This window comes from Pseudomonas sp. URMO17WK12:I12 (genome assembly GCF_000514395.1).
GTDB classification, from domain to species: Bacteria; Pseudomonadota; Gammaproteobacteria; order Pseudomonadales; family Pseudomonadaceae; genus Aquipseudomonas; species Aquipseudomonas mucoides.
In genome coordinates, this window is record NZ_AZVV01000007.1 from 86,998 (window position 1) to 111,238 (window position 24,241).

At 60.5% G+C, this 24,241-nt stretch carries 21 protein-coding genes; 2 read left to right on the top strand and 19 right to left on the bottom strand.

Annotated features, from left to right (window positions below; all coding sequences use genetic code 11):
• Window positions 1-103: 103 nt before the first annotated feature.
• The 7 genes from D882_RS0109710 to argH form a co-directional block, all read right to left on the bottom strand.
• Window positions 104-1,453 carry an MmgE/PrpD family protein gene (locus D882_RS0109710; protein WP_027923050.1) on the bottom strand — a complete coding sequence of 450 codons (1,350 nt, stop codon included), beginning with the start codon at window positions 1,451-1,453 and terminating at the stop codon, window positions 104-106.
• A complete protein-coding gene (locus tag D882_RS0109715; RefSeq protein ID WP_027923051.1) occupies window positions 1,450-2,337 on the bottom strand; it encodes a polysaccharide deacetylase in 888 nt (295 codons plus the stop codon). Before D882_RS0109715 ends, D882_RS0109710 begins: the two co-directional genes overlap by 4 nt.
• Window positions 2,330-3,178 carry a polysaccharide deacetylase gene (locus D882_RS0109720; protein WP_027923052.1) on the bottom strand — a complete coding sequence of 283 codons (849 nt, stop codon included), beginning with the start codon at window positions 3,176-3,178 and terminating at the stop codon, window positions 2,330-2,332. The genes D882_RS0109715 and D882_RS0109720 overlap by 8 nt, the downstream gene beginning before the upstream one ends.
• A 190-nt stretch (window positions 3,179-3,368) precedes the next feature.
• Window positions 3,369-4,193, bottom strand: coding sequence for an ABC transporter substrate-binding protein (locus tag D882_RS0109725; RefSeq protein ID WP_027923053.1), 825 nt, complete (start codon window positions 4,191-4,193; stop codon window positions 3,369-3,371).
• A 39-nt stretch (window positions 4,194-4,232) separates the two neighbouring features.
• The gene (locus tag D882_RS0109730; protein ID WP_027923054.1) at window positions 4,233-4,997 is read right to left on the bottom strand and encodes an amino acid ABC transporter ATP-binding protein; all 765 of its coding nucleotides are present in this window, start codon (window positions 4,995-4,997) and stop codon (window positions 4,233-4,235) included.
• Between the two features lie 10 nt (window positions 4,998-5,007).
• Window positions 5,008-5,886, bottom strand: coding sequence for an amino acid ABC transporter permease (locus D882_RS0109735; RefSeq protein WP_027923055.1), 879 nt, complete (start codon window positions 5,884-5,886; stop codon window positions 5,008-5,010).
• A gap of 88 nt (window positions 5,887-5,974) precedes the next feature.
• Window positions 5,975-7,402, bottom strand: coding sequence for an argininosuccinate lyase (gene argH, locus D882_RS0109740; RefSeq protein WP_027923056.1), 1,428 nt, complete (start codon window positions 7,400-7,402; stop codon window positions 5,975-5,977).
• Between the two features lie 306 nt (window positions 7,403-7,708).
• Here argH and D882_RS0109745 point away from each other — a divergent pair, with 306 nt between their 5' ends.
• Window positions 7,709-8,674 carry a LysR family transcriptional regulator gene (locus tag D882_RS0109745; RefSeq protein ID WP_027923057.1) on the top strand — a complete coding sequence of 322 codons (966 nt, stop codon included), beginning with the start codon at window positions 7,709-7,711 and terminating at the stop codon, window positions 8,672-8,674.
• Between the two features lie 41 nt (window positions 8,675-8,715).
• Here the strand turns inward: D882_RS0109745 and D882_RS0109750 are convergent, their stop codons facing one another.
• Genes D882_RS0109750 through arnB form a run of 9 tightly spaced genes read right to left on the bottom strand, consistent with a single transcriptional unit; the run spans window position 8,716 to window position 19,102 of the window.
• Window positions 8,716-10,335 carry a glycosyltransferase family 39 protein gene (locus D882_RS0109750; RefSeq protein ID WP_027923058.1) on the bottom strand — a complete coding sequence of 540 codons (1,620 nt, stop codon included), beginning with the start codon at window positions 10,333-10,335 and terminating at the stop codon, window positions 8,716-8,718.
• Window positions 10,308-11,687 carry a UDP-glucose/GDP-mannose dehydrogenase family protein gene (locus tag D882_RS0109755; protein WP_027923059.1) on the bottom strand — a complete coding sequence of 460 codons (1,380 nt, stop codon included), beginning with the start codon at window positions 11,685-11,687 and terminating at the stop codon, window positions 10,308-10,310. The genes D882_RS0109750 and D882_RS0109755 overlap by 28 nt, the downstream gene beginning before the upstream one ends.
• A complete protein-coding gene (gene arnF, locus D882_RS0109760; RefSeq protein ID WP_027923060.1) occupies window positions 11,684-12,085 on the bottom strand; it encodes a 4-amino-4-deoxy-L-arabinose-phosphoundecaprenol flippase subunit ArnF in 402 nt (133 codons plus the stop codon). Before arnF ends, D882_RS0109755 begins: the two co-directional genes overlap by 4 nt.
• Window positions 12,082-12,426 (bottom strand): 4-amino-4-deoxy-L-arabinose-phosphoundecaprenol flippase subunit ArnE, encoded by a 345-nt coding sequence (arnE, locus tag D882_RS0109765; RefSeq protein WP_027923061.1) that lies wholly within the window; start codon window positions 12,424-12,426, stop codon window positions 12,082-12,084. The genes arnF and arnE overlap by 4 nt, the downstream gene beginning before the upstream one ends.
• Window positions 12,423-14,072 carry a lipid IV(A) 4-amino-4-deoxy-L-arabinosyltransferase gene (gene arnT / locus D882_RS0109770; protein ID WP_027923062.1) on the bottom strand — a complete coding sequence of 550 codons (1,650 nt, stop codon included), beginning with the start codon at window positions 14,070-14,072 and terminating at the stop codon, window positions 12,423-12,425. The genes arnE and arnT overlap by 4 nt, the downstream gene beginning before the upstream one ends.
• On the bottom strand, window positions 14,069-14,953 hold the full coding sequence (gene arnD / locus D882_RS0109775) for a 4-deoxy-4-formamido-L-arabinose-phosphoundecaprenol deformylase (protein WP_027923063.1): 885 nt from the start codon (window positions 14,951-14,953) through the stop codon (window positions 14,069-14,071). Before arnD ends, arnT begins: the two co-directional genes overlap by 4 nt.
• Window positions 14,953-16,944 (bottom strand): bifunctional UDP-4-amino-4-deoxy-L-arabinose formyltransferase/UDP-glucuronic acid oxidase ArnA, encoded by a 1,992-nt coding sequence (arnA, locus tag D882_RS0109780; protein ID WP_027923064.1) that lies wholly within the window; start codon window positions 16,942-16,944, stop codon window positions 14,953-14,955. The genes arnD and arnA overlap by 1 nt, the downstream gene beginning before the upstream one ends.
• Window positions 16,941-17,957, bottom strand: coding sequence for an undecaprenyl-phosphate 4-deoxy-4-formamido-L-arabinose transferase (gene arnC, locus D882_RS0109785; protein ID WP_027923065.1), 1,017 nt, complete (start codon window positions 17,955-17,957; stop codon window positions 16,941-16,943). Before arnC ends, arnA begins: the two co-directional genes overlap by 4 nt.
• On the bottom strand, window positions 17,954-19,102 hold the full coding sequence (gene arnB / locus D882_RS0109790) for a UDP-4-amino-4-deoxy-L-arabinose aminotransferase (RefSeq protein ID WP_027923066.1): 1,149 nt from the start codon (window positions 19,100-19,102) through the stop codon (window positions 17,954-17,956). The genes arnC and arnB overlap by 4 nt, the downstream gene beginning before the upstream one ends.
• 385 nt (window positions 19,103-19,487) lie before the next feature.
• Between arnB and xerC the strand changes: the two genes are divergently transcribed.
• The gene (gene xerC, locus D882_RS0109795) at window positions 19,488-20,426 is read left to right on the top strand and encodes a tyrosine-type recombinase/integrase (protein ID WP_050590164.1); all 939 of its coding nucleotides are present in this window, start codon (window positions 19,488-19,490) and stop codon (window positions 20,424-20,426) included.
• Between the two features lie 10 nt (window positions 20,427-20,436).
• Here xerC and D882_RS0109800 read toward each other — a convergent pair whose 3' ends face one another.
• Genes D882_RS0109800 through D882_RS0109810 form a run of 3 tightly spaced genes read right to left on the bottom strand, consistent with a single transcriptional unit; the run spans window position 20,437 to window position 24,119 of the window.
• The gene (locus D882_RS0109800; protein ID WP_027923068.1) at window positions 20,437-21,507 is read right to left on the bottom strand and encodes an ABC transporter ATP-binding protein; all 1,071 of its coding nucleotides are present in this window, start codon (window positions 21,505-21,507) and stop codon (window positions 20,437-20,439) included.
• Window positions 21,504-23,102, bottom strand: coding sequence for an iron ABC transporter permease (locus D882_RS0109805; protein WP_027923069.1), 1,599 nt, complete (start codon window positions 23,100-23,102; stop codon window positions 21,504-21,506). Before D882_RS0109805 ends, D882_RS0109800 begins: the two co-directional genes overlap by 4 nt.
• 3 nt (window positions 23,103-23,105) lie before the next feature.
• Window positions 23,106-24,119 carry an iron ABC transporter substrate-binding protein gene (locus D882_RS0109810; protein WP_027923070.1) on the bottom strand — a complete coding sequence of 338 codons (1,014 nt, stop codon included), beginning with the start codon at window positions 24,117-24,119 and terminating at the stop codon, window positions 23,106-23,108.
• Window positions 24,120-24,241: the final 122 nt, after the last annotated feature.

Below are 24,241 nucleotides of genomic sequence, written 5' to 3' on the forward strand. Positions count from 1 at the left end.
CCGAGGCGCGGCCATCGCGAGCAAGCTCGCTCCCACATTTGCAATGCATTGCCCTGTGGGAGCGAGCTTGCTCGCGATGGCGTCAGCCGATTCAACCTCTTGATCAAACCAGCCACCGATCCAGCAAACGAACCGATTCCATCTCCTCCAGCCGCCACAACTGCCCAAGGCATTGCGCCGCCCGTTCCTGCGACATCACCCGCCCGGCCAGACTGAAAAACTTCTGTTCCAACGCCGCATCACTCAACGGATTTCCCGGCGCTCCCAGCGGCACGTCGACACACAGGCTTGCCCGCCGACCGTCCACGGTTCGCAGGCTGACAACCGGCTCGCCATCCTCTGACAGTTGCGGGTCCACTTCAAGGCGAACGCGCGACATCCAGTGCGCGATACGCGGATCACGGCGTTGCGCATCGTCATAGGCCTGCAACCGGCAATGACCATGAACCAACCGTGCCGCCAGGGCATACGGCAAACTCATCTGCGCCGCCGCCAAGGTGCTGACTTCCTGGTCGCCGCACATGCCTTGAAGAAACCCGCACAGCGAAACATGAATGTCTTCGACCTGATCGACATCGACCTGCAATTGATCGAGCAACAGCCCCAATGCGTCGATGGCCGAATGCGTGCCCCGGCACGAGGCATGAGGCTTGATCGAACAGCGGGCGAGTTTCCACACGACGCCCACGTCGGCGTCCAGTGCCTCGGGCTGCGATGTCACGCCGGCGAGGGTTTTCAGAAAACCGCCCCAGACATCATCGAACAACTTCGTTGGCCCACTGATGCCCTGCTGCGCAAACCGTGCCGCGAGCAATCCACCTTCCGCGGCGCGGCCACTGTGCAGTTTTTTGCTGTGCGAGCCGTCATGGATAAACGCCCACAACCCGCCACTGAAACTGCCGGCGATGCCCAGCGCCGATAACGTTTGCTGAAGGTCCAGACGCAGGATCCGTGCGCTCGCCGCGGCCGCGCCGAATACACCGCACGTGGCGGTGGAGTGCCAGCCCGCGCCGTTGTGCGCCGAGTAACCGCCGCAGGCTTCCAGCACGCGCCGGCCAACTTCGTAGCCGATGACCACGGCGGTGATCAGCTCGCGACCGCTGACAGGGGTGGGCGACATCGATACCGCCGCCATGACCGCCGGAAGCACCACCGCGCCGGAATGGTCGCAGCCACCGGTGTCGTCCAGTTCCAGCGCATGGGCCGCGACGCCGTTGAGCATGGCCGCCTGAATGGCCCCGACCCGCAATCCGGTGCCCCAGACCAACGTTTCTCCGGTTTCACCCGCGAACACCTGTTGCGCCTGTTTCGCCACGTCGCTCACAGAACCGGCCAACGTCGCGCCGAAGGTATCGAGAATGTGCCGCTTGGCTTGCGTCACCAAAGCCGGGGGCAAGTCTTCGTAGCGAGTGTCGACGCAAAACTGCGCCAGTCGCTGCATGCGTTCGGTCATACGAGGTAATCCCGATAATGGCGCTCATACACCGAGGCCGGGTGATCCTCGGCCACAGGCTGCGCCGAACCGGCCCACCACTGCGCGACTTCAGCGGCGGTGGCGATCCACACATCTTTGTGTTGCTGAATGCCCTCAAGCAATTCGCGCAGGACACCGATGCGCCCCGGCGTGGCGATGATTTCCGGGTGCAGGCGCAGCACGTAGCACAGGCCAAACCGGTGGAACCCGGCGAAGTCCATTTGCAGGTTGCCCAGGGTGTGGCTGTAAGACGCGATCCGCGACTGCGCCGGAGGCACGGCAGGGCTCAGGTTGAAGGCGAAATACGGCTCGTCTTCCAGTTCATAGTGCAGCGGCAACTCGATGACTTCCGGTGCAGTCGGATGCTTGAACGGCAAGTCATCGCCACGCCATGATGAAGACCAGCGAATGCCCTGATCCCTCAAGGCCTCGATGAAACCCGGTGCGCCGTTGCCGGCCGGGATGCGAAACCCTGTGGGGCGCTGACCGGTCAGCGCGGTCAACGCTGCGCAACCCATGGCAATCTCAGCGCTCTGTTGGGCGAGATCGAGGGTGTCGTAGTTCTGGTGGCGGTAGCCTGAACAGGCGATTTCATGCCCGCCGGCCTGTATTGCGCGGAGGTGTTCGGGGTTTTCCTCGGCGACGATGCCGGGGATGCACCAACTGCTGGACACCCCCAGTTCCTTGAACAAACCGAGTAAGCGCTCGACTCCGCGTTGGCTGCCGTAACGCCAGACAGACAGCGTCTTGTCGCGCCCGGCGACTTCAGGCGCCTGGGTCAGAATGCCGTGGATGTCGTTGTAATCAACGGTCAACACCACGGCACAGCGCTTGCCTTGAGGCCACACAGTGAAATCAGCCATGGTGGTGCTCCTTCAGCCACCACTGGGCGACATCGCGGCAGGTCGCGAACCACACGTCATCGCGCTGGCGCATGTGGTCAAAGAGTTTTTCCAGCAACAGGATGCGTCCCGGTTTGCCGGTGATCTTGGGGTGGAACAAGGTGGTCAGGCACAGGCCTTCGTTCATCGCGCCGTCGTATTCGCGGCACCAGTTGTCGAGGGTCAGCGCGTAGCTGGCGGTGCGGTCGAGGCCCGAGGGGAAGTTCGGGGCACGGGTGTAGGCGAGGGAGGCGTAGTCGTCCATTTCCCAGCGGCCGGGAATTTCCACCAACGGCGTGTCGTGGCCGGGTACCTTGACCAGGTACGGCCGGTCATCGCCGCGCATGCTGCTGGAATAGGTCACGCCGGCTTCAACCAGCATCGCCGGGGTCTCGGCGCGCCAATCGCCGGACGGGGTGCGAAAGCCTTCGGCGCGGATCGCCAGGTGTTTCCAGAACACCTCGCGTGATGTCTTCATCACGTCCTTTTGCTGGTCCAGCGTCAGGGCGTAAAAGGATTCGTGTTTGTAGCCGTGGTACGCCACCTCATGCCCGCGCTCGATAATCGCCTGGCACTGTGTCGGCCAGTTCTCCACGACCCAGGCAGGGACGAAGAAGGTCGTTGGAATCCTGAATTCGTCCAGCAGGTCGAGAATCCGCGGCAGCGCCCGGTAAGGGCCGTAACCGCCGAAACCGAAGTACTCGGGCTTGTGCCAGATCGAGCCATTGAGCATGGCATCGCCGGTCGGGCCATCGAGATCGAAGGCGAGGGCGAGGCAGGCTTTGTGCGGGGCGGGCCAGGTGGGTTGCAGCGAGGAGGACATCAGTGGCACTCCATTCATTTATAGGTACCCCACAAAACCTGTGGGAGCGGGCTTGCCCGCGATGAGGCCGGCACATTCAACATCTATGTCACCTGACAGATCGCCATCGCGGGCAAGCCCGCTCCCACAGGTTTATTGGTCGGCCAAAAATTGTGTTTGGCCCAGACCATTGTGGGAGCGAGCCTGCCGCTTATTTCCCGGCGTTGATGGTCACAGTCTTGATTGCGCCCAGTTCCAGGTCCCATTTCTTCAGGATGGTCTGGTAGCTGCCGTCATCAATCATGCTCTGCAACGCGACCTTCACCGCTTCACTCAGCTCAGGCTTTTTCTTGCTCACGCCCAACCCGGTGAACTGCGAGGAGATCGGCAGGCCCACGGTTTTGTACATGTCCTTTTCCTGGGTCTTGAGGTAGGGCAGGGTCTCGCTGCCCTGCATCGCCGCGTCGATACGGCTTTGGCGCAGTTGCGCCCGGGCATCGGCCGAACCTTCGGTGCCGATCACGTTGATTGCAGGCTTGCCGGCGGCTTCGCAGTTGGCCTTGCTCCACTCGGCGATTTCCGACGGGAAGGTGGTGCGGCGGCTGGTGCCGACTTTCTTGCCGCACAGGTCGATGATCTCGTTGAAGTCCTTGTTCTTCTGCAGGGTGTAGAACTGCGGACCGCTGGTGAAGTAGTCAACGAAAGTCACGCTGGCTTGACGCTCGGCAGTGTCGGTCATGCCGGACAAGACCATGTCCACGCGGTCGGTGGTCAGCGCGTTGATCATCTGTTCGAAACCGGTTTCCTGCCATTTGATCTTCACGCCCAGACGCTCGGCCAGGGCATTGCCCAGGTCATAGTCCAGGCCGGTGAGGGTGTTGGTGGCCGGGTCCTTGAAATCCATCGGTGGGTAGTTCGGCATGATCGCTACCACGATCTCGCCCTTGGCCTTGATGCTGGCCGGCAATTCGGCGGCGAAGGTGAAGCTGGAAGCCATCAGGCCGGCGAGTACTGCTGGAATAACGAAATTCTTCATGGTCGTTCTCTTATGAGTGTTGTGAGCGCCAAACAGCGCTTAGGTTCGAACGGCAGAAATGAAGCTTTGGGTGCGCGGGTTTTGCGGACTTATTAGAATTTCTTCGGGGCTTCCTGCCTCCACGATCTGCCCGCCGTCCATGAACACCATGCGGTTGGAAACCTCGCGAGCGAAGCCCAGTTCATGGGTGACGACGATCATGGTCATGCCGGTTTGCGCCAGATCGCGCATCACCGACAGCACCTCACCGACCAGTTCCGGGTCGAGTGCCGAAGTGGGTTCATCGAACAGCATCAGCTTGGGCCGCATGGCCAGGGCGCGGGCAATGGCCACGCGTTGTTGCTGACCACCCGACAGCTCGATCGGGTAGCTGTTGCGCTTGTCGGCCAGGCCGACGCGAGCGAGCAGTTCCACGGCTTCTTCGTGCGCCTCCTTGGGCGAACGCTTGAGCACCTGGCACGGCCCTTCGATGATGTTTTGCAGCACCGTCATGTGCGGGAACAGGTTGAAACGCTGGAACACCATGCCGGTGGACAGGCGTTGACGGGCGATCTGCGACTCGTTGAGCTCGTGCAGTTTGTTGCCGACGACGCGGTAACCCACCAGTTCGCCGTCGACCCACAGGCCGCCCTTGTCGATCTTTTCCAGCTGGTTGACGCAGCGCAGCAAGGTGCTTTTGCCGGAGCCGGACGGGCCGATGATGCACAGCACTTCGCCTTGCTCGACTTCGATGTTGATGTCCTTGAGCGCGTGGTACTGGTCGTAATATTTGTTCAGGCTCACGGCCTTGACGATGCTTCTCATGTGGGGCTCCTCAAGAACGCTTGCCGGCGCCGCGAGCGAAACGACGCTCCAGGCGGCTTTGACCAAAGGACAGCACGGTGACCGTGGCCAGGTACCAGATACCGGCGACGATCAGCAGCTCCATCACGCGAGCGTTGGCGTAGTAGATGTTCTGGGCGTTGTAGAGCAGTTCCGAGTACTGGATAACGCTCGCCAGCGAGGTCATTTTGACCATGCCGATGAATTCGTTACCGACCGGCGGAATGATGATCCGCATGGCCTGCGGCAGAATGATGCGGCGCAGCGCTTGCAGGCGCGGCATGCCGATCGACTTGGCGGCCTCGTACTGGCCGGTGTCCACCGACAGCAACCCGGCGCGCACCACTTCGGCGGTGTAGGCGCCCTGGTTGATGCTCAAGCCGAGCAGGGCGGCCACGAACGGCGTCATCAGGCTCACAGTGTCCATTTCGAACAGGCCGGGGATGCCGATGGTGGGGAAAATCAATGCGAGGTTGAACCACAACAGCAGTTGCAGGATCAGTGGCGTACCGCGAAACAGCCAGGTGTAGGTCACGGCCACGTAGCGCAGGATCGGGTTGGCCGACATGCGCATGATCGCGGTGATCACCCCGAAAATAATGCCCAGCGCCATCGCCAGCACGGCCATGACGACGGTGTTGAGCAAGCCCCACATGATCGCCTGGGAGGTCAGGAACTGGCCGATGTACGACCATTCGATCTTGCCTTCGGCGAAGGCCCGCACCAGACCGAGAATGGCGACGACGATGAGGGTGGCGAAGAAAATCCGCCCGTAATAACGCCGTGGCACATGCTGGTATTGCGTGATGTCGAACTGGTTTTCCGCCAGTTTGCGCTCCGACTGGAGTCGTTCTGCCTGGGTCTGGCTCATGTTGTTTCTCCGTACACTGGTATCACAGGTCCAACTTGATCCCTGTGGAAGCGGGCAAGCCCGCTCCCACAGGTTTTTGTGTCTTGCCTCAGAGGCGGAAACCCTGATAGTCCTCGGTCCACTGCTGTTGCGCGGCGAGGGCGGTTTTCAGGCGGCCGATCTGCTCGCGCACCTGTTGCGGTGCGGTGCCGCCCCAGCCACTGCGGGCGGCGATGGCGGCTTCCAGGGTCAAACTGTCACGCACTTCAGGCGTCAGGCGCGGGTCGATTTCGGCCAGCAATGCCGGCGAGGCTTCCCACAATTCGAGGTCATGTTTCTCGCAGGCCTGGACCAGCGCACCGGTAATCTCATGCGCTTCCTTGAACGGCACGCCGCGCATGGCCAGCCAGTCAGCGACTTCGGTGGCGAGGGTGAAGCCCAGTGGCGCCTGACGACGCAGTTCTTCGACGTTGACCTTCATGGTTGCGACCATCCCGGCCATGGCCGGCAGTACCAGCAGCAAGGTGTCGACGCTGTCGAGCACGCCGTTCTTGTCTTCGCTCAAGTCGCGGTTGTACGACAGCGGCAGGGATTTCAGCGTGGAGAGCAAACCGGTCAGGTTACCGATCAGGCGACCCGCCTTGCCCCGGGCCAGTTCGGCGATGTCCGGGTTTTTCTTCTGCGGCATGATCGAGCTGCCGGTGGCGTAGGCATCGTCCAGCGCAACCCAGCGAAATTGCCGCGACGACCACAGGCAAAATTCTTCGGCGAGGCGGGAAATGTTGATGCCGAGCATGCTCGCAATAAACAGGAATTCGGCGACGTGATCGCGGCTGGCGACGGCGTCGATGGAGTTTTCGCAGACGCCGCTGTAGCCCATTTCCTTGGCCGACTGTTGCGGCAGGCGAGCAATGGCGGAACCGGCCATGGCCGCAGCGCCGAGTGGCGACAGTGAGGTGCGTATGTCCCAATCCACCAGGCGTTGCACGTCACGCAGCATCGATTGCGAGTGAGCCAGCAAGTGGTGCGCGAAGACAATGGGTTGCGCCTGCTGCAAGTGGGTGAAGCCCGGGCAGATGCTTTCGATGTGTTGCTCGGCCTGATCGACCAGGGCCTGTTGCAGGGCCAGCACTTCGACGGCCAGGGTGCGGACGTGATCACGCAGAAACAGGCGCAGGTCGTTGGCGGTCTGGTCGTTGCGCGAGCGGCCGGCACGCAGCTTGCCGCCCAAGGCGCCGAGGCGTTCGGTCAGCAGGCGTTCGATGAAGGTGTGGACGTCTTCGTCGTCCAGCGTCGGGGCGATGCTGCCGGCGCGGAAGTCGTCACCGATGCGCTCCAGCGCATCGAGCATGGTCAGGGTTTCTTGCTCGGTCAGCAGCCCGGCACGCTGCAGTTCACGGGCATGTGCCTTGGAACCGGCGAGGTCGTACGGGGTGAGGCGAAAGTAGCGCTCGGGGCAACGGGACAGGGCCGCCAGGGCTTCGGATGGGCCGCTTTTGAAGCGGGCACCCCAGAGACGGTCGGTGGTTTGAGACATTGTTGTTTTCCTCGTCGGTAAAGCGAACTGAAATCGGTATGCCGGGCCTGGAACACGCGTCGAAAATCATTCGGGCGAGGTTCGGCCTAATCAAATTCAAGGGCAGGGGATAAGCGCAGTTGCGAAGTCACGAGAGCTGATCGAAGTGTCAGCTTTTAGTCGTTGAACATCAGTGAGTTGGCACTGAAGTACGGAATTTATTGGCAGTTGCCAAGCCTGGTTTTCTGTGGTCATTATTATTTACCGGCACTATTTTTGTTGTTGGACACAGGTTGTTGAATACGGCGCCAGAGGTAAATAAGCATTATGGAAACCCCACTTTCCAATTCCGGAAACCCGCCGCCAAAACCGCTGCAACGGGCACCGCTGGCCCTCAGTGGGCTGGACTTCAAATTGCTCAAGGTATTCAAGGCCGTGGTCGAGGCCGGGGGCTTTAGTGCGGCGCAAAATGAGCTGAATGTGGGGCTGGCGGCGATCAGCAAACAGATATCTGACCTGGAAATCCGCATTGGCATGCGCTTGTGTACCCGGGGTCGAGAAGGCTTTCACCTGACCGAAGAAGGGCGATTGGTGTATCAGGCATCGATTGATTTGTTTGCCTCGGTCGATAACTTTCGAGATCGCCTTAGTTCAGCGCAAAACGAACTTATCGGCGATCTGGGGGTGGGCGTTATCGACAATACGATTTCCGATGCTAATTCACCGTTAGTTGCAGCGCTTAGACGAATTAATGAAGAGTCGCCGAAAATAAGGTTTCAACTTCAGTCGTCTCAACTGGATGAAGTGGAAAGGGGCGTAGTAGAGGGGCGATTAGTGGCGGGGATCGTGCCGGTGTACCAGAAAAGAGAGGAGTTTGATTATTACGCGCTGTATGAAGAACGCTCGGAAGTTTATTGCGCTGTCGGTCACCCGCTGTTTTCGACGCCGGACGCCGAAATGGGCAGTGATGTGCTCAGGCACCATGAGTGCATCAACCATCGCTACGCGATTCATCGGGACAAGCTGAACTTTGCTCACTATGACAGTTTCTCGGCGTCCGCCACCCAGGTGGAAGCCGTGGCGCTGTTGATCAAGACCGGTCGTTTTGTCGGTTTTCTGCCGCAGCATTATGCAGCGACGATGGTGGCTCAGGGACAGTTTCGCGCGGTGCGCCCGGACCTGATCAACATCGTCACGCCGTTCAATCTGATCCTGCGCCACAACACCGTGCGCAGTCCGCTGGTCAAGGCGTTTGCGCAGGCGTTGGGGGTCGATTTGAAGGCACCTGCGTGAAACAAGCAGGGGCCGCTAACAGCAACTTTCTGTGCGCCGTTCTACGGGGTTTGTTTATGCAGCAGCACGAAATCATTCTTGTCGAATCGCCCGCTCAACACCGGTTGCAAGTTACCCAGCGCAGTGCCTTGCAAGGCGTTGTAGGCGTTCAGGTCCATCATCAACCACGCGGGTCCGGAGAGACTTTGCAGTTCCGGGATCGAGTCGGTAAACAGCGGCTGCAAGTCATGCGGGATATTGACCATGAATTTGATCGCCTTGGCATCTTTGCCCATGCTGTGCAGCACCAATGGCGCCGGCGCTTTTTTAACCTGCTCATAGACGGCAAGGCTGAATGTGCGGGTGTCATAGAGCCGACGCTCAACCGGTTCGAACACGCTCATGTACACCGACCACACCGCCAGCACCGCGCAAAAAGCCAGCGTCTCTGCGCGCCAACGGGGCTTGAACAGCGTGGCAAGGGCGATGGCCTGCAACACGCCGAGCAGGATCACGATCGAGCGGATCGACGTCAGTTGCTCGGGAAACCGGCGCTGAGCGACCACCAATCCAACGATCATGAGTATCGGGATCAGCAACCATAACCCCTGCATCAAACCGCGCAACGCGGCAAACAACCGCCCTTGCGCGACCTGAAACGGATACGCCGCAATAATCGCCGCCATCGGCAACATCGGCAGTAGATAACGGGCCTTTTTCGCCTGCGGGATCGACAACCCGATCATCACAATCAACCCGGCCGCCATGCAGTACTGCAACAGGCGCCATGCCGGGCCTGCCTGGCGCGGTCGGGTCAGCGCAATCGCCGCCAACGCAAGCCAGGCCAGCGGATAGGCGAGCGCATAGTTGCCCATCGAACTGGTGAAATAATACAGCGCTCCGCTGGCGCCTTCGCTGCCGTCCATGCGCCCCATGAACTGCATGCGCACCACGTCTTGCATGAAGGCCGGGCCGCCTTCGGTGTCGGCCAGCCACAACAATGTGCCGATGCTCACGGCCAACAACACGGCGGCGGTCAGGCCGAAGCCGAACAAATGCCGCCATTGGCGATTGAGCAAAAAGTAGCTGCACAGAATGCCTGTGGGCACCACCAGCCCGATCGGTCCGCGCACCCCGAAGCCGAGGACCAACAGGGCAAATATCAGCCACCAGCGGCGTTGTGCTGCGAAGTGGTCGGCGGCATACCCCAGGTAAAACACCGAAAACGCGACCGCCGCGAGTATCAGGTCCTGGGACACCGCGCGAGCTTCGGTGATGAACGTACTGGTCATCAGCATCAAGGCAATGCTGAGCAGCGCCCAGCGTCGGGAGTAGGACGCCAGCAAGCGATACATCAGCGTGACAATCACCGCACCCGCCATCGCGCTCGGCAGCCAGGCGCTGAGGCTGTTGACCTGCCCGAATGGCAAGGACAGCAGCCAGATGAATAGCGTCGAAAGGGCGGAGTAGTCGGCGTAAGGCTGGCCATAGGTGGTGGGGAACACCGATGGCCCGTTACGCAGCATTTCCTGGGCAAACATCACGAACCGCGAATCGAAACCGATGGCCGCCTGCTGATAAACCCCGGCACTGAACAGGATCAGTGCCAGTAACCCGATGCCCAGGGACTGCTGGCGGGTGGGTGACAGGGTGATCACGCGACGACCGAGTCTGCCGGCCATTGCTGAAGCGGGATCGGCAGGTTGCGTGACTCGCCACGGCCCATCGGGAAGTATTTGAAACCGCTGCGCTCAAGGCGTTCGGCGTCGTACAGGTTGCGTCCGTCGAAGATCACGGGAGCGTTCAGACGTTGTTCGATCAGGTCGAAATCCGGGGCCTTGAACTGTTGCCACTCGGTGCAGACGATCAAGGCATCGGCGCCGGTCAATACCGATTCGGGCGTCCCCATGAGCATCAGCTTCGATTCATTCGGATAGAGTTTTTGGGTTTCCTGCATCGCTTCCGGATCATACGCGCGGACATTGGCTCCGGCGGCCCACAGCGATTCCAGCAGGACCCGGCTCGGCGCATCACGCATGTCATCGGTGTTGGGCTTGAACGCCAGGCCCCAGACGGCAAAGGTCTTGCCCCGCAGATCACCACGGTAGAACGCGTTGATCCGCTCGAACAGTTTGTGTTTCTGACGCTCGTTGATCGCTTCCACCGCTTGCAGCAGGTCGCTGGAGCAGTGCGCTTCCTGGGCGCTGTGAATCAGGGCGCGCATGTCTTTGGGGAAGCACGAGCCGCCATAACCGCAGCCGGGGTAAATGAAGTGATAACCGATGCGCGAGTCGGCGCCGATGCCCAGACGCACCGATTCGATGTCGGCGCCCAGGTGTTCGGCCAGTTCGGCAATCTGGTTGATGAAGCTGATTTTCGTGGCCAGCATGCAGTTGGCGGCGTACTTGGTCAGTTCGGCGCTGCGCAGGTCCATGAACATGACGCGGTCGTGGTTGCGGTTGAACGGTGCATAGAGGTCGCGCATTACTTCGCGCACTTCGTCACGTTCGCAGCCAATGATGATCCGGTCCGGGCGCCGGCAGTCGGCGACGGCCGAACCTTCCTTGAGAAACTCGGGGTTGGAAACGATATCGAACTGCAACACACGGCCAGCTTTCACCAGGGCCTTGTCGATATGTGCTTGCAACGCGTCGCCGGTGCCCACCGGGACCGTGGACTTTTCCACCAGAATCACCGGTTGTTCGCGATGCCGCGCCACGGCATCACCGACCGACATCACATAGCTCAGGTCCGCCGAACCATCGTCCCGGGACGGCGTGCCCACTGCAATAAACAGCACCTCGCCATGCTGGACGGCCAGCTTTTCGTCGCTGGTGAACTGCAGTCGTCTGGCTTCCAGGCTTTCACGTACCAGACTGGCCAGCCCTGGTTCGAAAATGCTCACGTGGCCCTGTTGCAGCAGCGCGACTTTTTTCTCGTCGATGTCCATGCAGACCACATCATGGCCAACTTCAGCCAGGACAGCTGCCTGGACCAAGCCCACATAACCGCTACCAAATACACTGATTTTCATGACGCACCCCGGAGTTCGGTCGCACGGACTGAACGAGAGTTGATTGTGATGACCCCGAGAATGATCAATGCCACCCCGACGGTCTTGGAAAGGCTGAACGATTCGTGAAACAGCGGCAGGCTGGCGGCCAGCACGTACACCAGCGCGTAGCTGATGCTCAAAAGCGAGTAGGCCCGGCCCAGCGGCAAGTCGCGCAGGGCGGCCAGCCAGCAGAGCATCGAGAGGGCGTAGGCCAGGATCGCGCTCAGCACGACCAGCAGCGGGACCGGTTCGAAACTGGCGGTCAGCCAGTTTTCCGGCGAGGGCAGGCGCGTCATGCTCCAGCGCATGCCCAGTTGCGCCGCGCTGCCCAGCACCACGCTGCCCAGGGCGAACGTGATTCCGCGACGCAGGCTCATGCGTGTTGCCCCAGCAGAACCACGCCACCGATCACCAGTGCGACGCCGAACCAGTGCTGGCGATCAATGGTTTCGTGGAAGACGAAGCGGGCGATCAGGGTGACCAATACGAAATTGAGGCTAAGCATCGGGTAGGCGATGCCGACTTCGAGGCGCTGCAACACCAGCAGCCAGACCAGCAAGCCTGACCCGAGCGCGGCGAGCGCCAGCCACAGCCAGGGCGAGCGCAGTTTCGCGCCCCATCCCGAAGCCTGGCCGCGCCAGCTCTCCACGGCGTATTTCTGCGCAATCTGACCCAGGCACGTCAACAGGCACGCGACCAGAACCAGTAGCAGGCTCATGGCGCCTCCTGAGGGAAAATCAGGATCACCAGGTTGCCCTGTTCATAGCGTTTACCGTCCTTGGGCAACAATTCGATTTCCTGCAATTCGTCCTCACCCTTGACCCGCATGACCACACCGACGGAGCCGCTGCGGCGGGCGTCGCGCATCCACTGCTGAACCTGGCCGACAGTGACCAGTTGCTGTGCCGAGTCAGGATAGGCGAGACCATATTTCAATTCGCCTACCGAGTTGTACAAGGACACATCCGGGTGCTTCATGCGCCAGGCCAGCGCCGATGCGGCGCCAAGATCGTTGCTCAGCAATTTGCCGGTCTGCGCCAGTTCATCCATGTGATGGAGGATGAATTGGTCGGGGGTCTTGTTGGCGACCACCGAGTTAGGCAGTCCGGCGGGTATCAAGCCGATCAGCAACAAACTGCCGAATGCCGGTGCAGCCCAGCATTGCAATGGCCTGAAGGCTTGCAGCAGGTTGGCCATGATCCAGCCGATCAAACCGATGAACACCAGCACCAGGTTGTGCAGTTCATGGTCGTACAGCGGCTTTTTCAATTGCAGGTAGACCAAGGCGATCAGGGTCACCAGACCCAACACCAGGTTGAGCAACCCGTTGAGCCCTAGCACCCGTCCCTGTTCCAGCTTCAGCCGGTCAGCCAGTGTATGACCCAGCAACAAGGCCAGGGGCAGCAGGCACGGCAGGATGTAACTGGGCAGTTTGCCTTTGCTGATGCTGAAAAATACCAGCGGCATCACCAGCCATAGCAGCAGGAAGCCGATGCTGGACTGGCGTCGGGTTTGCCAGGCCTGTTTCAGCGCCGACGGCAACAACGCCGCCCACGGCAGACTGAAACCGACCAGTAGCGGCAGGTAGAACCAGAACGGCTCTTCATGCTGGGCGTCCTCACCGGCAAAGCGCTGAATGTGTTCGTGCCAGAAGAAGAAACGCCAGTAATCGGGCTCTTCCGAATGAACCGCCAGCACCCAGGGCAGGCTCACCGCGATGGCCACGACAATCGCCACAGGCCCGTAGGTCAGCAGTTCTTTCCAGCGTTTCTGCCAGATCATGTAGGGCAGGGCCACCAGCACCGGCAGCAACCAGGCCAGGAAACCCTTGGTCATGAAGCCCATGCCGCAGGCCAGACCCAGCACCGCCCAGCTGATGATTTTTTGCCGGCGGCCGTCGCTGTCCAGCGCAAACCACAACGCCACCAGACTCAGGTTGACCCATAAGGTGAATTGCGGATCAAGGTTGGCGTAACCGGCCTGACCCGCGATGACGCTGAAACTCATGTACAGCAGCGCGCAGGCAAAACTCTTGCGCGGATCGTTCCACAATCGGCGGGCGATCAGGAAGCACAGCAGCACGCTCAGGCCCATGCTCAGCGCCGAGGCAAACCGCACGCCAAACAGGTTCTGACCGAACAGCGCCTGGCTGGCGGCGATCATCCAGTAACCCGCCGCCGGTTTCTCGAAATAGCGCACGCTCATGAAATGCGGCGACACCCAGTCGCCGCTCAGGAGCATGTGCTGACTGATCTGTGCGTAACGGGTTTCGTCCGGGATCCATAAGCCGTGGGTGCCCAGTGGCAGCAGATAACCCAGGACGAAAAGGACCAGCAGCAGGGGGAGTGCCCAGCGTTTGCTCATGCGCCTTGCACTCCCAACCAGCCTTCGCGACCTTCAAGGGTGCCGCGTACGACACGTCCTGTGGGCAAGGTGTTGGGCGCGTCGGGCAGCAGATCGCCCAAGGGCTGGAAATGAATGTCACGCTGGCGCGCATCGGCCAGCAGCTGACGGAAATCGTTGGCCATCAGAATCCCTTCTACTTCTGCATGAATGGTGTAGACGTTGAGTTTGTCGGGGGAAAAACGGTCAAGAATGAACGCGTTGAAGTCCTGGGCAGCGACCGTTGGGCCAACCACCTCATCGAAGGTCGGCAGGTCCACCGGTATCTGCGGTGCACCCAAACTACCGTTTGCCAGCGTCGGCTGAAACAGGCTCTGGCCCCGGCAGTCGCTGTTGTAGCGAAAGCCGAATGCTTGCTTGGCTTCGATCACGCGCTCGTCCGCACGCCAACCGGCGGCGGCCGAACAGTCGACCTTCTTTCCGAGGATGTCGCTGAGCGTGTCGACGCCCCGGCGGATTTGCTCGATCAGTTGCGCGTCGCTCCAGCGTCCGGCATTGGCCTGCCAGCCATGGTGATCCCAGGCGTGCAGGCCGACTTCATGCCCGGCGGCCTGAGCCTGGCGCATCAAATGCCCCAGGTCACGGCCGATCGGTTTGCCCGGCCAGGCAGTGCCGGCCAGCAAAATGTCCCAGCCGTACAACCCGGCGGCATTGGAACGGAGCATTTTCCAGAGAAATTGCGGGCGGATCAGGCGCCACAAGTGGCGCCCCATGTTGTCCGGCCCGACGCTGAAGAAGAACGTCGCCTTGACCTGCGCTTCGTCGAGGATTTCCAGCAGCCGGGGCACCCCCTCACGGGTGCCTCGGTAGGTGTCGACATCGATTCGAAGGCCTGCCTGCATTAGCGCTTGTCCGCGATTTCGAGCATGGCTTCACGCAGGAAGAAATCCAGGGTGTTGCCGATGGTCTCGCTCATCTCCACGGTTGGCGTCCAGTCCAGCAGACGTTTGGCGTTGGCGATGCTTGGTTTGCGATGGGACACGTCCTGGTAGCCGGTGCCGTAGAAGGCTTTGCTTTCTACGTCGCGGAAACCGGCGAACGGTGGGAAGTTGTCGCGCAGCGGGTGAGCTTCGAATTGGCGCAGCAATTCTTCGCCCAACTGGCGAATGCTCGCTTCGTTCTCAGGGTTGCCGATGTTGATGATCTGACCGTTGCAGGCGTCGTTTTCGTTGTCGATGATCCGCGCCAGGGCTTCTACGCCGTCCGCGATGTCAGTGAAGCAACGCTTTTGCTCGCCGCCATCGAACAGGCGAATCGGCGTGCCTTCCACGAGGTTCAGGATCAGCTGGGTAATGGCGCGGGAGCTGCCGATACGTGCCGAGTCCAGACGGTCCAGACGTGGGCCCATCCAGTTGAAAGGGCGGAACAGGGTGAAATTCAGGCCTTTCTGGCCGTAGGCCCAGATGACACGGTCGAGCAACTGTTTGGAGACCGAGTAGATCCAGCGTTGCTTGTTGATCGGGCCAACGATGAGGTTGGAAGTGTCTTCGTCGAAGTTGTTGTCCTGGCACATGCCATAGACTTCGGAAGTCGACGGGAAGATCACGCGCTTGTTGTATTTGACGCAGTAGCGAACCAGCTTCAGGTTCTCTTCGAAGTCCAGTTCGAACACGCGCAGCGGGTTGCGGGTGTATTCGATCGGGGTGGCAATCGCTACCAGTGGCAGGATCACGTCGCACTTCTTGATGTGATACTCGATCCACTCGGAGTGAATGCTGATATCGCCTTCGACGAAGTGGAAGTTCGGGTGGCTGCGCAGGCGGTCGATGGCGTCCGAACCGATGTCCAGGCCATAAACTTCGTACTGGTCATCGCGCAGCAGGCGCTCGGACAAGTGGTTGCCGATGAAGCCGTTGACGCCGAGGATCAGCACGCGGGTGCGACGTGGCTTGCGCCCGGATTCCGCGCCGCGCAGGACGGAGCCGTCGACCAGGCCCAATTCGTTGGCCAGTTGCGGGCCGCTCAGGTACAGGCCGTTGTCATTGCGCTGACCGGCGGTGATCACCAGCGAGTCTTCGCCGCAGGCGATACGCAGTGGATCGACGCTGATCACACGGCCCGGCGCCTGACCTTCATTGCCCTTGGCCACTTCGGCACTCCAGACAATCAGCTTGTGCTCGCCCACGTCGCAGAACGCGCCCGGGTACGGCTGGGTAACCGCACGGACCAGGTTGAACAGTTCTTCAGCGGGTTTCTTCCAGAACAGTTTGCCGTCGGCGGCGGTGCGGCGACCGAACACCGTGGCTTTGGACTCGTCCTGAGCCGTTTCGGTGACTTTGCCTTGCAACAGGGCAGGCAGGGTGTCGCGCAACAGGTCGGCCGCGGCCACACGCAATTTGCCGTGCAGGGTCAGCGCGGTGTCGCTGCGTTCAATGGCAACCTTTTGCTGGGCGATGATCGCGCCGGCATCGGCGCGCTTGACCATGCGGTGCAGGGTCACGCCGGTTTCGGTTTCACCGTTCACCAGCACCCAGTTGGCCGGGGCGCGGCCGCGGTAGCGTGGCAGCAGCGAACCGTGCAGGTTGAAGGCGCCTTTGCGGGCGGTGGCCAGCAGTGGCTCGGTCAACAGGTTGCGGTAGTAGAACGAGAAGAGGTAATCCGGGTTGAGTTTGGCGATGCGCTCGATCCACAGCGGATGGTTGGCATCTTCAGGGGCATGCACCGGGATGCCTTTTTGGGCACACAATTGCGCAACGGAACCGTAGAACGCGTTTTCTTTCGGGTCATCGGCATGAGTGAACACGGCGGCAATTTCAAAGCCGGACGCGAGCAGGGATTCGATACCGGCACAGCCAATATCGTGGTAGGCGAAGACAACAGCTTTTGCGCTCATGAGAGAACCTGATCTGAAGTGGAAGTGAGGCCGTCAACGGTGACAACGGGAGCGGGTGCGGCGGGTTGGCTACGCAAGACTTTTTCGACAAAGAAGCGCGGGCGGGCGCGGACGTCGCTGTACATGCGCCCCAGGTACTCGCCCAGCAGGCCCATGCCGATGAATTGCCCGCCGGTGAAGACGAAGAGCACGGCGAACAGCACGAACGAACCGTCCCCGGCCCATTCGGCGCCGAACACCAGGCGCAAGAAGATCAAGGTCATGGCGAACAGCACACCCAGGCCGGCCATGGCGAAACCGACGATGCTCAGCAGGCGCAACGGCGTGGTGGTCATGCAGGTGATCAGGTCGAACATCAGATTGACCAGGCGCATGGGGCTGTACTTGGATTCACCGTGTTCGCGCTCGGCGTGCATCACCAGGATTTCCGTGGTGTGCCGGGCAAAACTGTTGGCCAGGATCGGGATGAAGGTGCTGCGTTCTCGGCAGGCCAGCATCGCGTCGACGATGGTCCGGCGATAAGCACGCAACATGCAGCCGTAATCGCTCATGGCAACGCCGGTCGAGCGCTGCACGGCCATGTTGATCAGTTTCGACGGCCAGCGACGCAGGGCCGAGTCCTGACGGTTGTTGCGCACGGTGGCGACCACGTCATAACCGAGTTCGGCCTGGGCCACCAGTCGCGGAATTTCTTCAGGCGGGTTTTGCAGGTCGGCATCGAGCGTGATGACGACATCACCTTTGCAGTGTTCGAAACCGGCCATGATTGCCGCATGCTGACCATAGTTGCGGTTGAGAATGACCGCGACCACCGGGCTGCCTTCGCGACTGGCAGCCTCTTCGAGGATTTGCGCCGAGTTGTCGCGACTGCCGTCATCCACCAGCACTATTTCGTATTCATGGTGCAGCTGCGCACAGGCCGCTTCGGTACGCCGCAGCAACTCGGGCAGACTGTCTTGCTCGTTGTAGACCGGGATAACAACCGACACGCAACGGATTGGGTAAGGTTTCACTGAGATCTGTCCATAACGTTTTCAATGGCATCGACCACACGATTGACATCATCGCAGGTCATGTCGGGGAACAAGGGAATCGAACACAGCCGGGCCGAATTCCATTCGGTGTTAGGCAAGTAAATGTTCGGGAACCGCTGACGATAATACGTGTGCAAATGGGTGGCGATAAAGTGGATGCCAGTGCCGATGTTCTGCTCCTGTAAGCCCTTCATGAACGCTTCACGGTCCAGGCCGCAACGCTCGGCGTCGATGCGCAGGATAAACAGGTGCCAGGCGTGTTGTTGCGGGTAAGTCGGTATCGCCAGCGGTTGCACGGCGCAGCCTTCCAGGCGATGCAAGTACGTTTGTGCCAGCTGGGTGCGTTTAGCGTTGATTTCTTCAAGTCGCTCCAGTTGCACCAGGGCGATGGCAGCATTGATGTCGGCCAGGTTGTATTTGAAACCCGGTTCAATCACTTGCGCCTGCGGTTTGCGGCCGCCAGTCAGGCGGTCATAGGCGTCGACGCCGAGGCCGTGAAACTTGAGCATGCGCACCCGATTGGCCAGCGCTTCATCGTCGCTGACAAACATCGCGCCTTCAGCGCAGGTCATGTTCTTGATGGCGTGAAACGAGAAGATCGCCGTGCCCTTGGAACCGACATGACGACCTTTGTAGAAGGTGCCAGCGGCGTGGGCGGCGTCTTCGATGACAGGAATGCCGTGTTTGTCAGCCAGCGCATACAGCGGGTCGAGATCGTAGGCAGCGCCCGCGTAGTGCACCGGAATGATGGCTTTGGTACGTGGGGTGATGGCGGCCTCGATGCTGTCCAGATCGCTCATCAGGGTGTCGCGGTCGACGTCGACGAACACCGGCGTCGCGCCCAGCAGGCAGATCATGTTGGCGGTGGACACCCATGTCTGGGACGGGGTAATGACTTCATCGCCCGGCCCGATGCCCAAGGCCAGCAAGGTGATGTGCATGCCACCGGTGGCCGAGGAAAGTGCAACGGCGTGGCGGCATCCGACATAGTTGGCGAACTGCTCTTCCAATTGTTGATTTTTTGGCCCGGTGGTGATCCAGCCGGAGCGCAATACTTGCTCGACGGCTGCAATTTCTTCATCGCCGATACTTGGGCGGGAAAAGGGGAGAAACGCCTGACTCATGGGCACCTCGGGCTGGATTTGAACAATCGGTGGTACTGGATTTTTTGGATCCAAAAAAAGCGTAGTCGATAAAAAAGAAGCTGCTTCAATCGGTTACATAAAATGCCTGACAAATCGCCTCAATTGACTTTTTCTGTTCCAGTCGGCACGTTGGGACCCTGTGAGGGACAGCCGCGACTCATTGAGGGTATGCGCAATTTCGTGAAAGGAACATGAAAACCCGGTCGGCAAATCATTTATCTGAGAGCCATACAGGCACTGTTCAGACTCCTGCCGTTCATCGTGGTTTTCAGAAGAAAAGTCCTACGGAAGTCTCCGCTTTAGATGAGGAATGTTTCAATCCTTAGTTGTTTTACTGCAGTGTTTTAACTCAAGGCCGTTTCGTTTGACTGACTTACCTGTTACCCATCCTGTTGCTTCAAAGACCAACCCGTTGACGGTCTACCTGGCCCGGCTCGCGCCCTCCAGTCAGCTGACCATGCGTTATGTATTGCAGGATGCCGCCGACCGGTTGGGCTTCGAAGACATGAACATCGAGGAAATTCCCTGGCATCAGCTGCAGCCAGAAGATGTCATTGCGCTGGTCGCGGCGTTGCGCGAAGACGGCTATGCGCCCAACACCTCTTCGTTGTATGTGAACGCGATCCGCGGGGTAATGAATGAGGCGTGGCGCATGAGCCTGATCAGCCAGGAACACCTGCTGAAAATGCGCTCGGTCAAAGGCATTGCCGGCACCCGATTGTCGCAAGGGCGCAACTTGCGGCGCACGCTGATCCAGGAGTTGATGGCGGTGTGTGCCGCCGATCCACGCCCACAAGGGTTGCGGGACGCGGCGATCATCGGGATTTTGTACGGTTCGGGGATGCGCAAGTCCGAATCGGTAAACCTTGACCTGTCGCAGGTCGATTTTGCCGAGCGCAGCCTGCGGGTGACGGCCAAGGGCAACAAGCAATTGATCAAGTACGCGCCGGCCTGGGCCTTCGCCAAGCTGGAAGCCTGGCTCGAGTTCCGTCGATCACAGCTCAAGGAAGGCGAGGTGGATGACCCGTTTCTGTTCAACCGCATTCGCCGTGGCAGCCATATCACCCGTGAGCGCGTGACCAAACATGCGATCTATTACATCGCGCGCCAGCGCGGTGCCGAAGTCGGGGTCAAGATCATGCCGCATGATTTTCGCCGTTCATTCATCACCCGCGTGATTGAAGAGCACGATTTATCGATCGCGCAGAAACTCGCGCATCACAGCAACATCCAGACCACCGCCAATTACGATGTACGCGACGACAACGAGCGGCGCCGAGCAGTGGATCGCTTTGATCTTTGACGCATCGCTGTCAAACGTCGCTGAACACGTGGGCATGGCCGATGGTCGAGACGTGAACCGCGCTGCCGGCAGGGGGCGCATACATGCCTGAGCTGCGAACCGTTAATGACCGTCCTGTCAGTTCGCCGGCAGTCGGGGCTTCCAGCTCGACGGTCAATGTGCAGGTATTGCCGCTGAAATCCCGGTCGGTGACCACCGCGCGGCAGCCGGTAGCCTCGGTGGGACTGGGCTGGGCGCTGACCAGTTGCAGTTGTTCGGGACGCAGCATGATCTGCGCCGCGCTGTTGTTGCGATGGTTGTTCACCGGTATCCGGCCGAGGTCGCAATGGGCCCAGCCGGCTTCGATGCGGGCCGGCATGACCACTGCATCCCCGAGAAACAGCGCGGTCTGTTCGTCGTTGGGGTAGCGGTAAAGATCCAGGGGATGGCCGGATTGCACCAGCCGACCGTCGCGCATCACTGCCAGTTGATCGGCAAACGACAGCGCTTCGCTTTGGTCATGGGTGACCAGGATGGTGGTGACGCCGGCATCGGACAGCAGCCGGGCGACCATTTTGCGCATGGCGCCGCGCAGGCCGGTATCGAGGGCGGAAAACGGCTCGTCCAGCAGCATCAGGCGCGGCTGTTGCGCCAATGCCCGTGCCAGCGCTACACGCTGTTGCTGGCCGCCGGAGAGTTCATGGGGCCAACGATTGGCCATGTTCGCGTCCAGAGACACGCTGTCCATCAGCTCGGCGATACGCTCGTTTTTTTCGCTGCCCTTGCTCGCAAGCCCGAAACCGATATTGGCGGCCACGGTCATGTGCGGGAACAGGGCGCCGTCCTGGGGCACGTAACCAATCAAACGCTGATGCGCCGGCACCTCGTGGGTCTCGTCGACGAGTGTCTGGCCGTTGAGTGAGAGCCGGCCGGTGTCCGGGAATTCGAAACCGGCGATCATCCGCAACAGGGTGGTCTTGCCTGAACCGGACGGTCCGACAATCACCGTCCGACTGCCAGCGGGTACCGACAGGTTGATGTTTTCCAGCGCCTGATGGTCGCCGTAAGACTTGGAAATGGCATGCAGTTCAAGAGCGTTCATCGGCCAGCCGTTCGTTTGGATTGGTGATAAAGAAGTCCGGTCAGCGGAAGCGACAGCAGGATCATCAACAGGGCATAGGGTGCAGCGGCGGCATAGTCGATTTCGCTGGTCATGGCCCAGAAGCCGGTGGCCAGGGTGCGCGTACCATTGGGCGCCAGCAGCAGGGTGGCGGTGAGTTCGTTGGTGATCGCCAGAAACACCAGCGCAGCGCCAGCGGCGGCCCCCGGCGCGGCCAGGCGCAGGGTAATCAGCCACAAGGCCCGCCCCGGCGAGCGGCCGAGGCTGCGCGCGATGTTTTCCAGTTCCACCGGTGCCTGGGCAATACCGGCCCTTAGACTCACCAGGGCCCGGGGCAAGAACATCAGCAGATACGCCAGCAACACGGTGATCGTGGTCTGGTAAATCGGCCGGGCAAAGTGGATGGTGAACGTGACCAGGGCCAACGCCACGACAATCCCCGGCAACGAGCTGGTGATGTAGTTGCAGCTTTCCAGCACCCGTTGCAGTCGACCCGGCGCGCGAATCGACAGCCAGGCAATCGGGATCGCGGCGCAGGTAGTGAGGGCCGCGCCCGCAGCGCCTAACAGCAACGTCTGTTGCAGCGCCGGCAGCAGATCGTCCAGTTGCCAGACTTGCGTGCCCCCCGCAATCAGCCACTTGCCCAGCGTGATCAATGGCACGCCCAGCGCCAGTGCGCAGGTGATGCCTTGCAGGAGCAGGCCGAGCGCGATATCCCGTGAGCCCAGACGTACAGTCCGCTGAGAGCGTGCGCTTCCTGAGCCGACCCGGGCATAACGCGCCGTGCCGCGAGCAGCGGATTCGGCGGTGAGCATCGCCAGGCAACACAGGGCCAGCACACTGGCCAGCATGTTGGCGGCAGGGCCGTTGAAGGTGGACTTGAACTGGTCGAAAATTGCCGTGGTGAAGGTGTCGAAGCGGATCATCGCGTACAGGCCATATTCGGCGAGCAAATGCAGGCCCACCAACAACGCGCCGCCGCAAATGGCCAGGCGCAGCTGTGGCAGCACCAACCGAAAGAACACCGCCCACGGTTTGAGTCCCAACGATTCGCCGACGTCTTCGATGGCTGGATCGAGCCGGCGCAGGGTGGCGGCAATCGGCAGGTACAGAAACGGGAAGTAGGCGATGACCGAGACCAGCACGCCGGCAAACAACCCGTGAATCGGTGGCACCAGGCTCACCCACGCATAGCTGTGGACAAAGGCCGGCACCGCCAGCGGGGCGGTGGCCAGCAGTGACCATGTGCGTCGGCCCGGCAGATTGGTGCGCTCTGTCAGCCAGGCCAGCGCCAGGCCCAGCATCACGCACAACGGAATGGTGATCACCACCAGCAACACGGTGTTGACCAGCAGTTCAGCGACGCGAGGACGGAAGACCAGCGGCACGATGGCCGCCCAGCCCGTTTGAATCGACACGCCGATGACGAAGGCAATCGGCAGCAGCGACAGGAGGGAGATCAGTACGGACAAACCGATCACCCACACGCCGCCGCGACCTGTGAAGACGCCACGGGAGCGTCGTCGCAAGTTCGAGGGCATCGCCGTGGCGATAGCCCCTGGGAGGGTTTCAGGAATCAATTAGAGCAGTCCCGCCTGAGTCATCAACTCCACGGCTTTTTTGCTGTCGAGTTTTGAGGCATCGACTGCTGGCGCATCGAGCTGCTGCAAAGGCACCAGTTTAGGATTGGACGGTGCGTTCTTGCCCACGGCGTATTCGAACGATTTGCCGGTTTCGAGGACTTTCTGGCCTTCCTTGCCGGTGATCCACTTCAGCAGTGCCTGTGCTTCTTCTTTGTGTTTGCTGGAGGCCAGGACGCCGCCACCGGAGACGCTGACAAAGGCACCCGGATCTTTATGCTTGAAGTAGAAGAGGGCGGTGTTCTTGCTGTTTTCACCGGTCTTGGCCTGATCGCCGAAGCTGTAGTAGTGATAAATCACACCGCTGTCGACCTGGCCGGCGTTGACGGCCTTGAGCACGGCGCTGTTGCCACGATAGGCGGTGTAGTTGGCTTTCATCCCCTTGAGCCACTCAAGGGTGGCGGCTTCGCCCTTGAGTTCCAGCACGGCGGCGACGATGGCCTGGAAATCGGCACCGGCAGGCGAGGCGCCCCAACGGCCTTTCCAGTTGGGCCCGGCGAGGTCCATCAGCGATTTCGGCAGATCGGCTGCAGGCAATTTGCTCGGGTTGTAGACGAATACCGTGGAGCGCGCAGCGATTCCGACCCATTTGCCATGCGCCGGACGATAAGCCGCATCGACTTGTTCCAGCGTGGTCGGCGCGACCGGTGCAAACAGGCCCGCGTTGTCCACCAGCACCATGGCCGGGGAGTTCTCGGTCAGGAACACGTCGGCCGGAGAAGCGGCGCCTTCCTGAACGAGCTGATTGCCCATCTCGGTGTCGTCGCCGTTACGTACCGTGACTTTGATCCCGGTTTCCTTGGTGAAACCCTCGACCCAGGCTTTGGTCAGGCTTTCGTGTTGAGCGTTGTAGACCACGATGCCGTCGGTCTCAGCGGCATACACGTGCCCGGCGCTGATCAGAGCGGTGGTCAGCAGTGCGGTTTTGAAAAACGCAGGGAAAGAGGGCGTCATTCCGGGGGCAGCTCCTGTTCTTTCTTAGTGGTCATGCACGGCGATTCGCTAGCCAATCAATGCGAATCATTTGCATGTTTTGAATGGCAGGGAATGTAGAACGTAAAATGAGAAAAAAACGT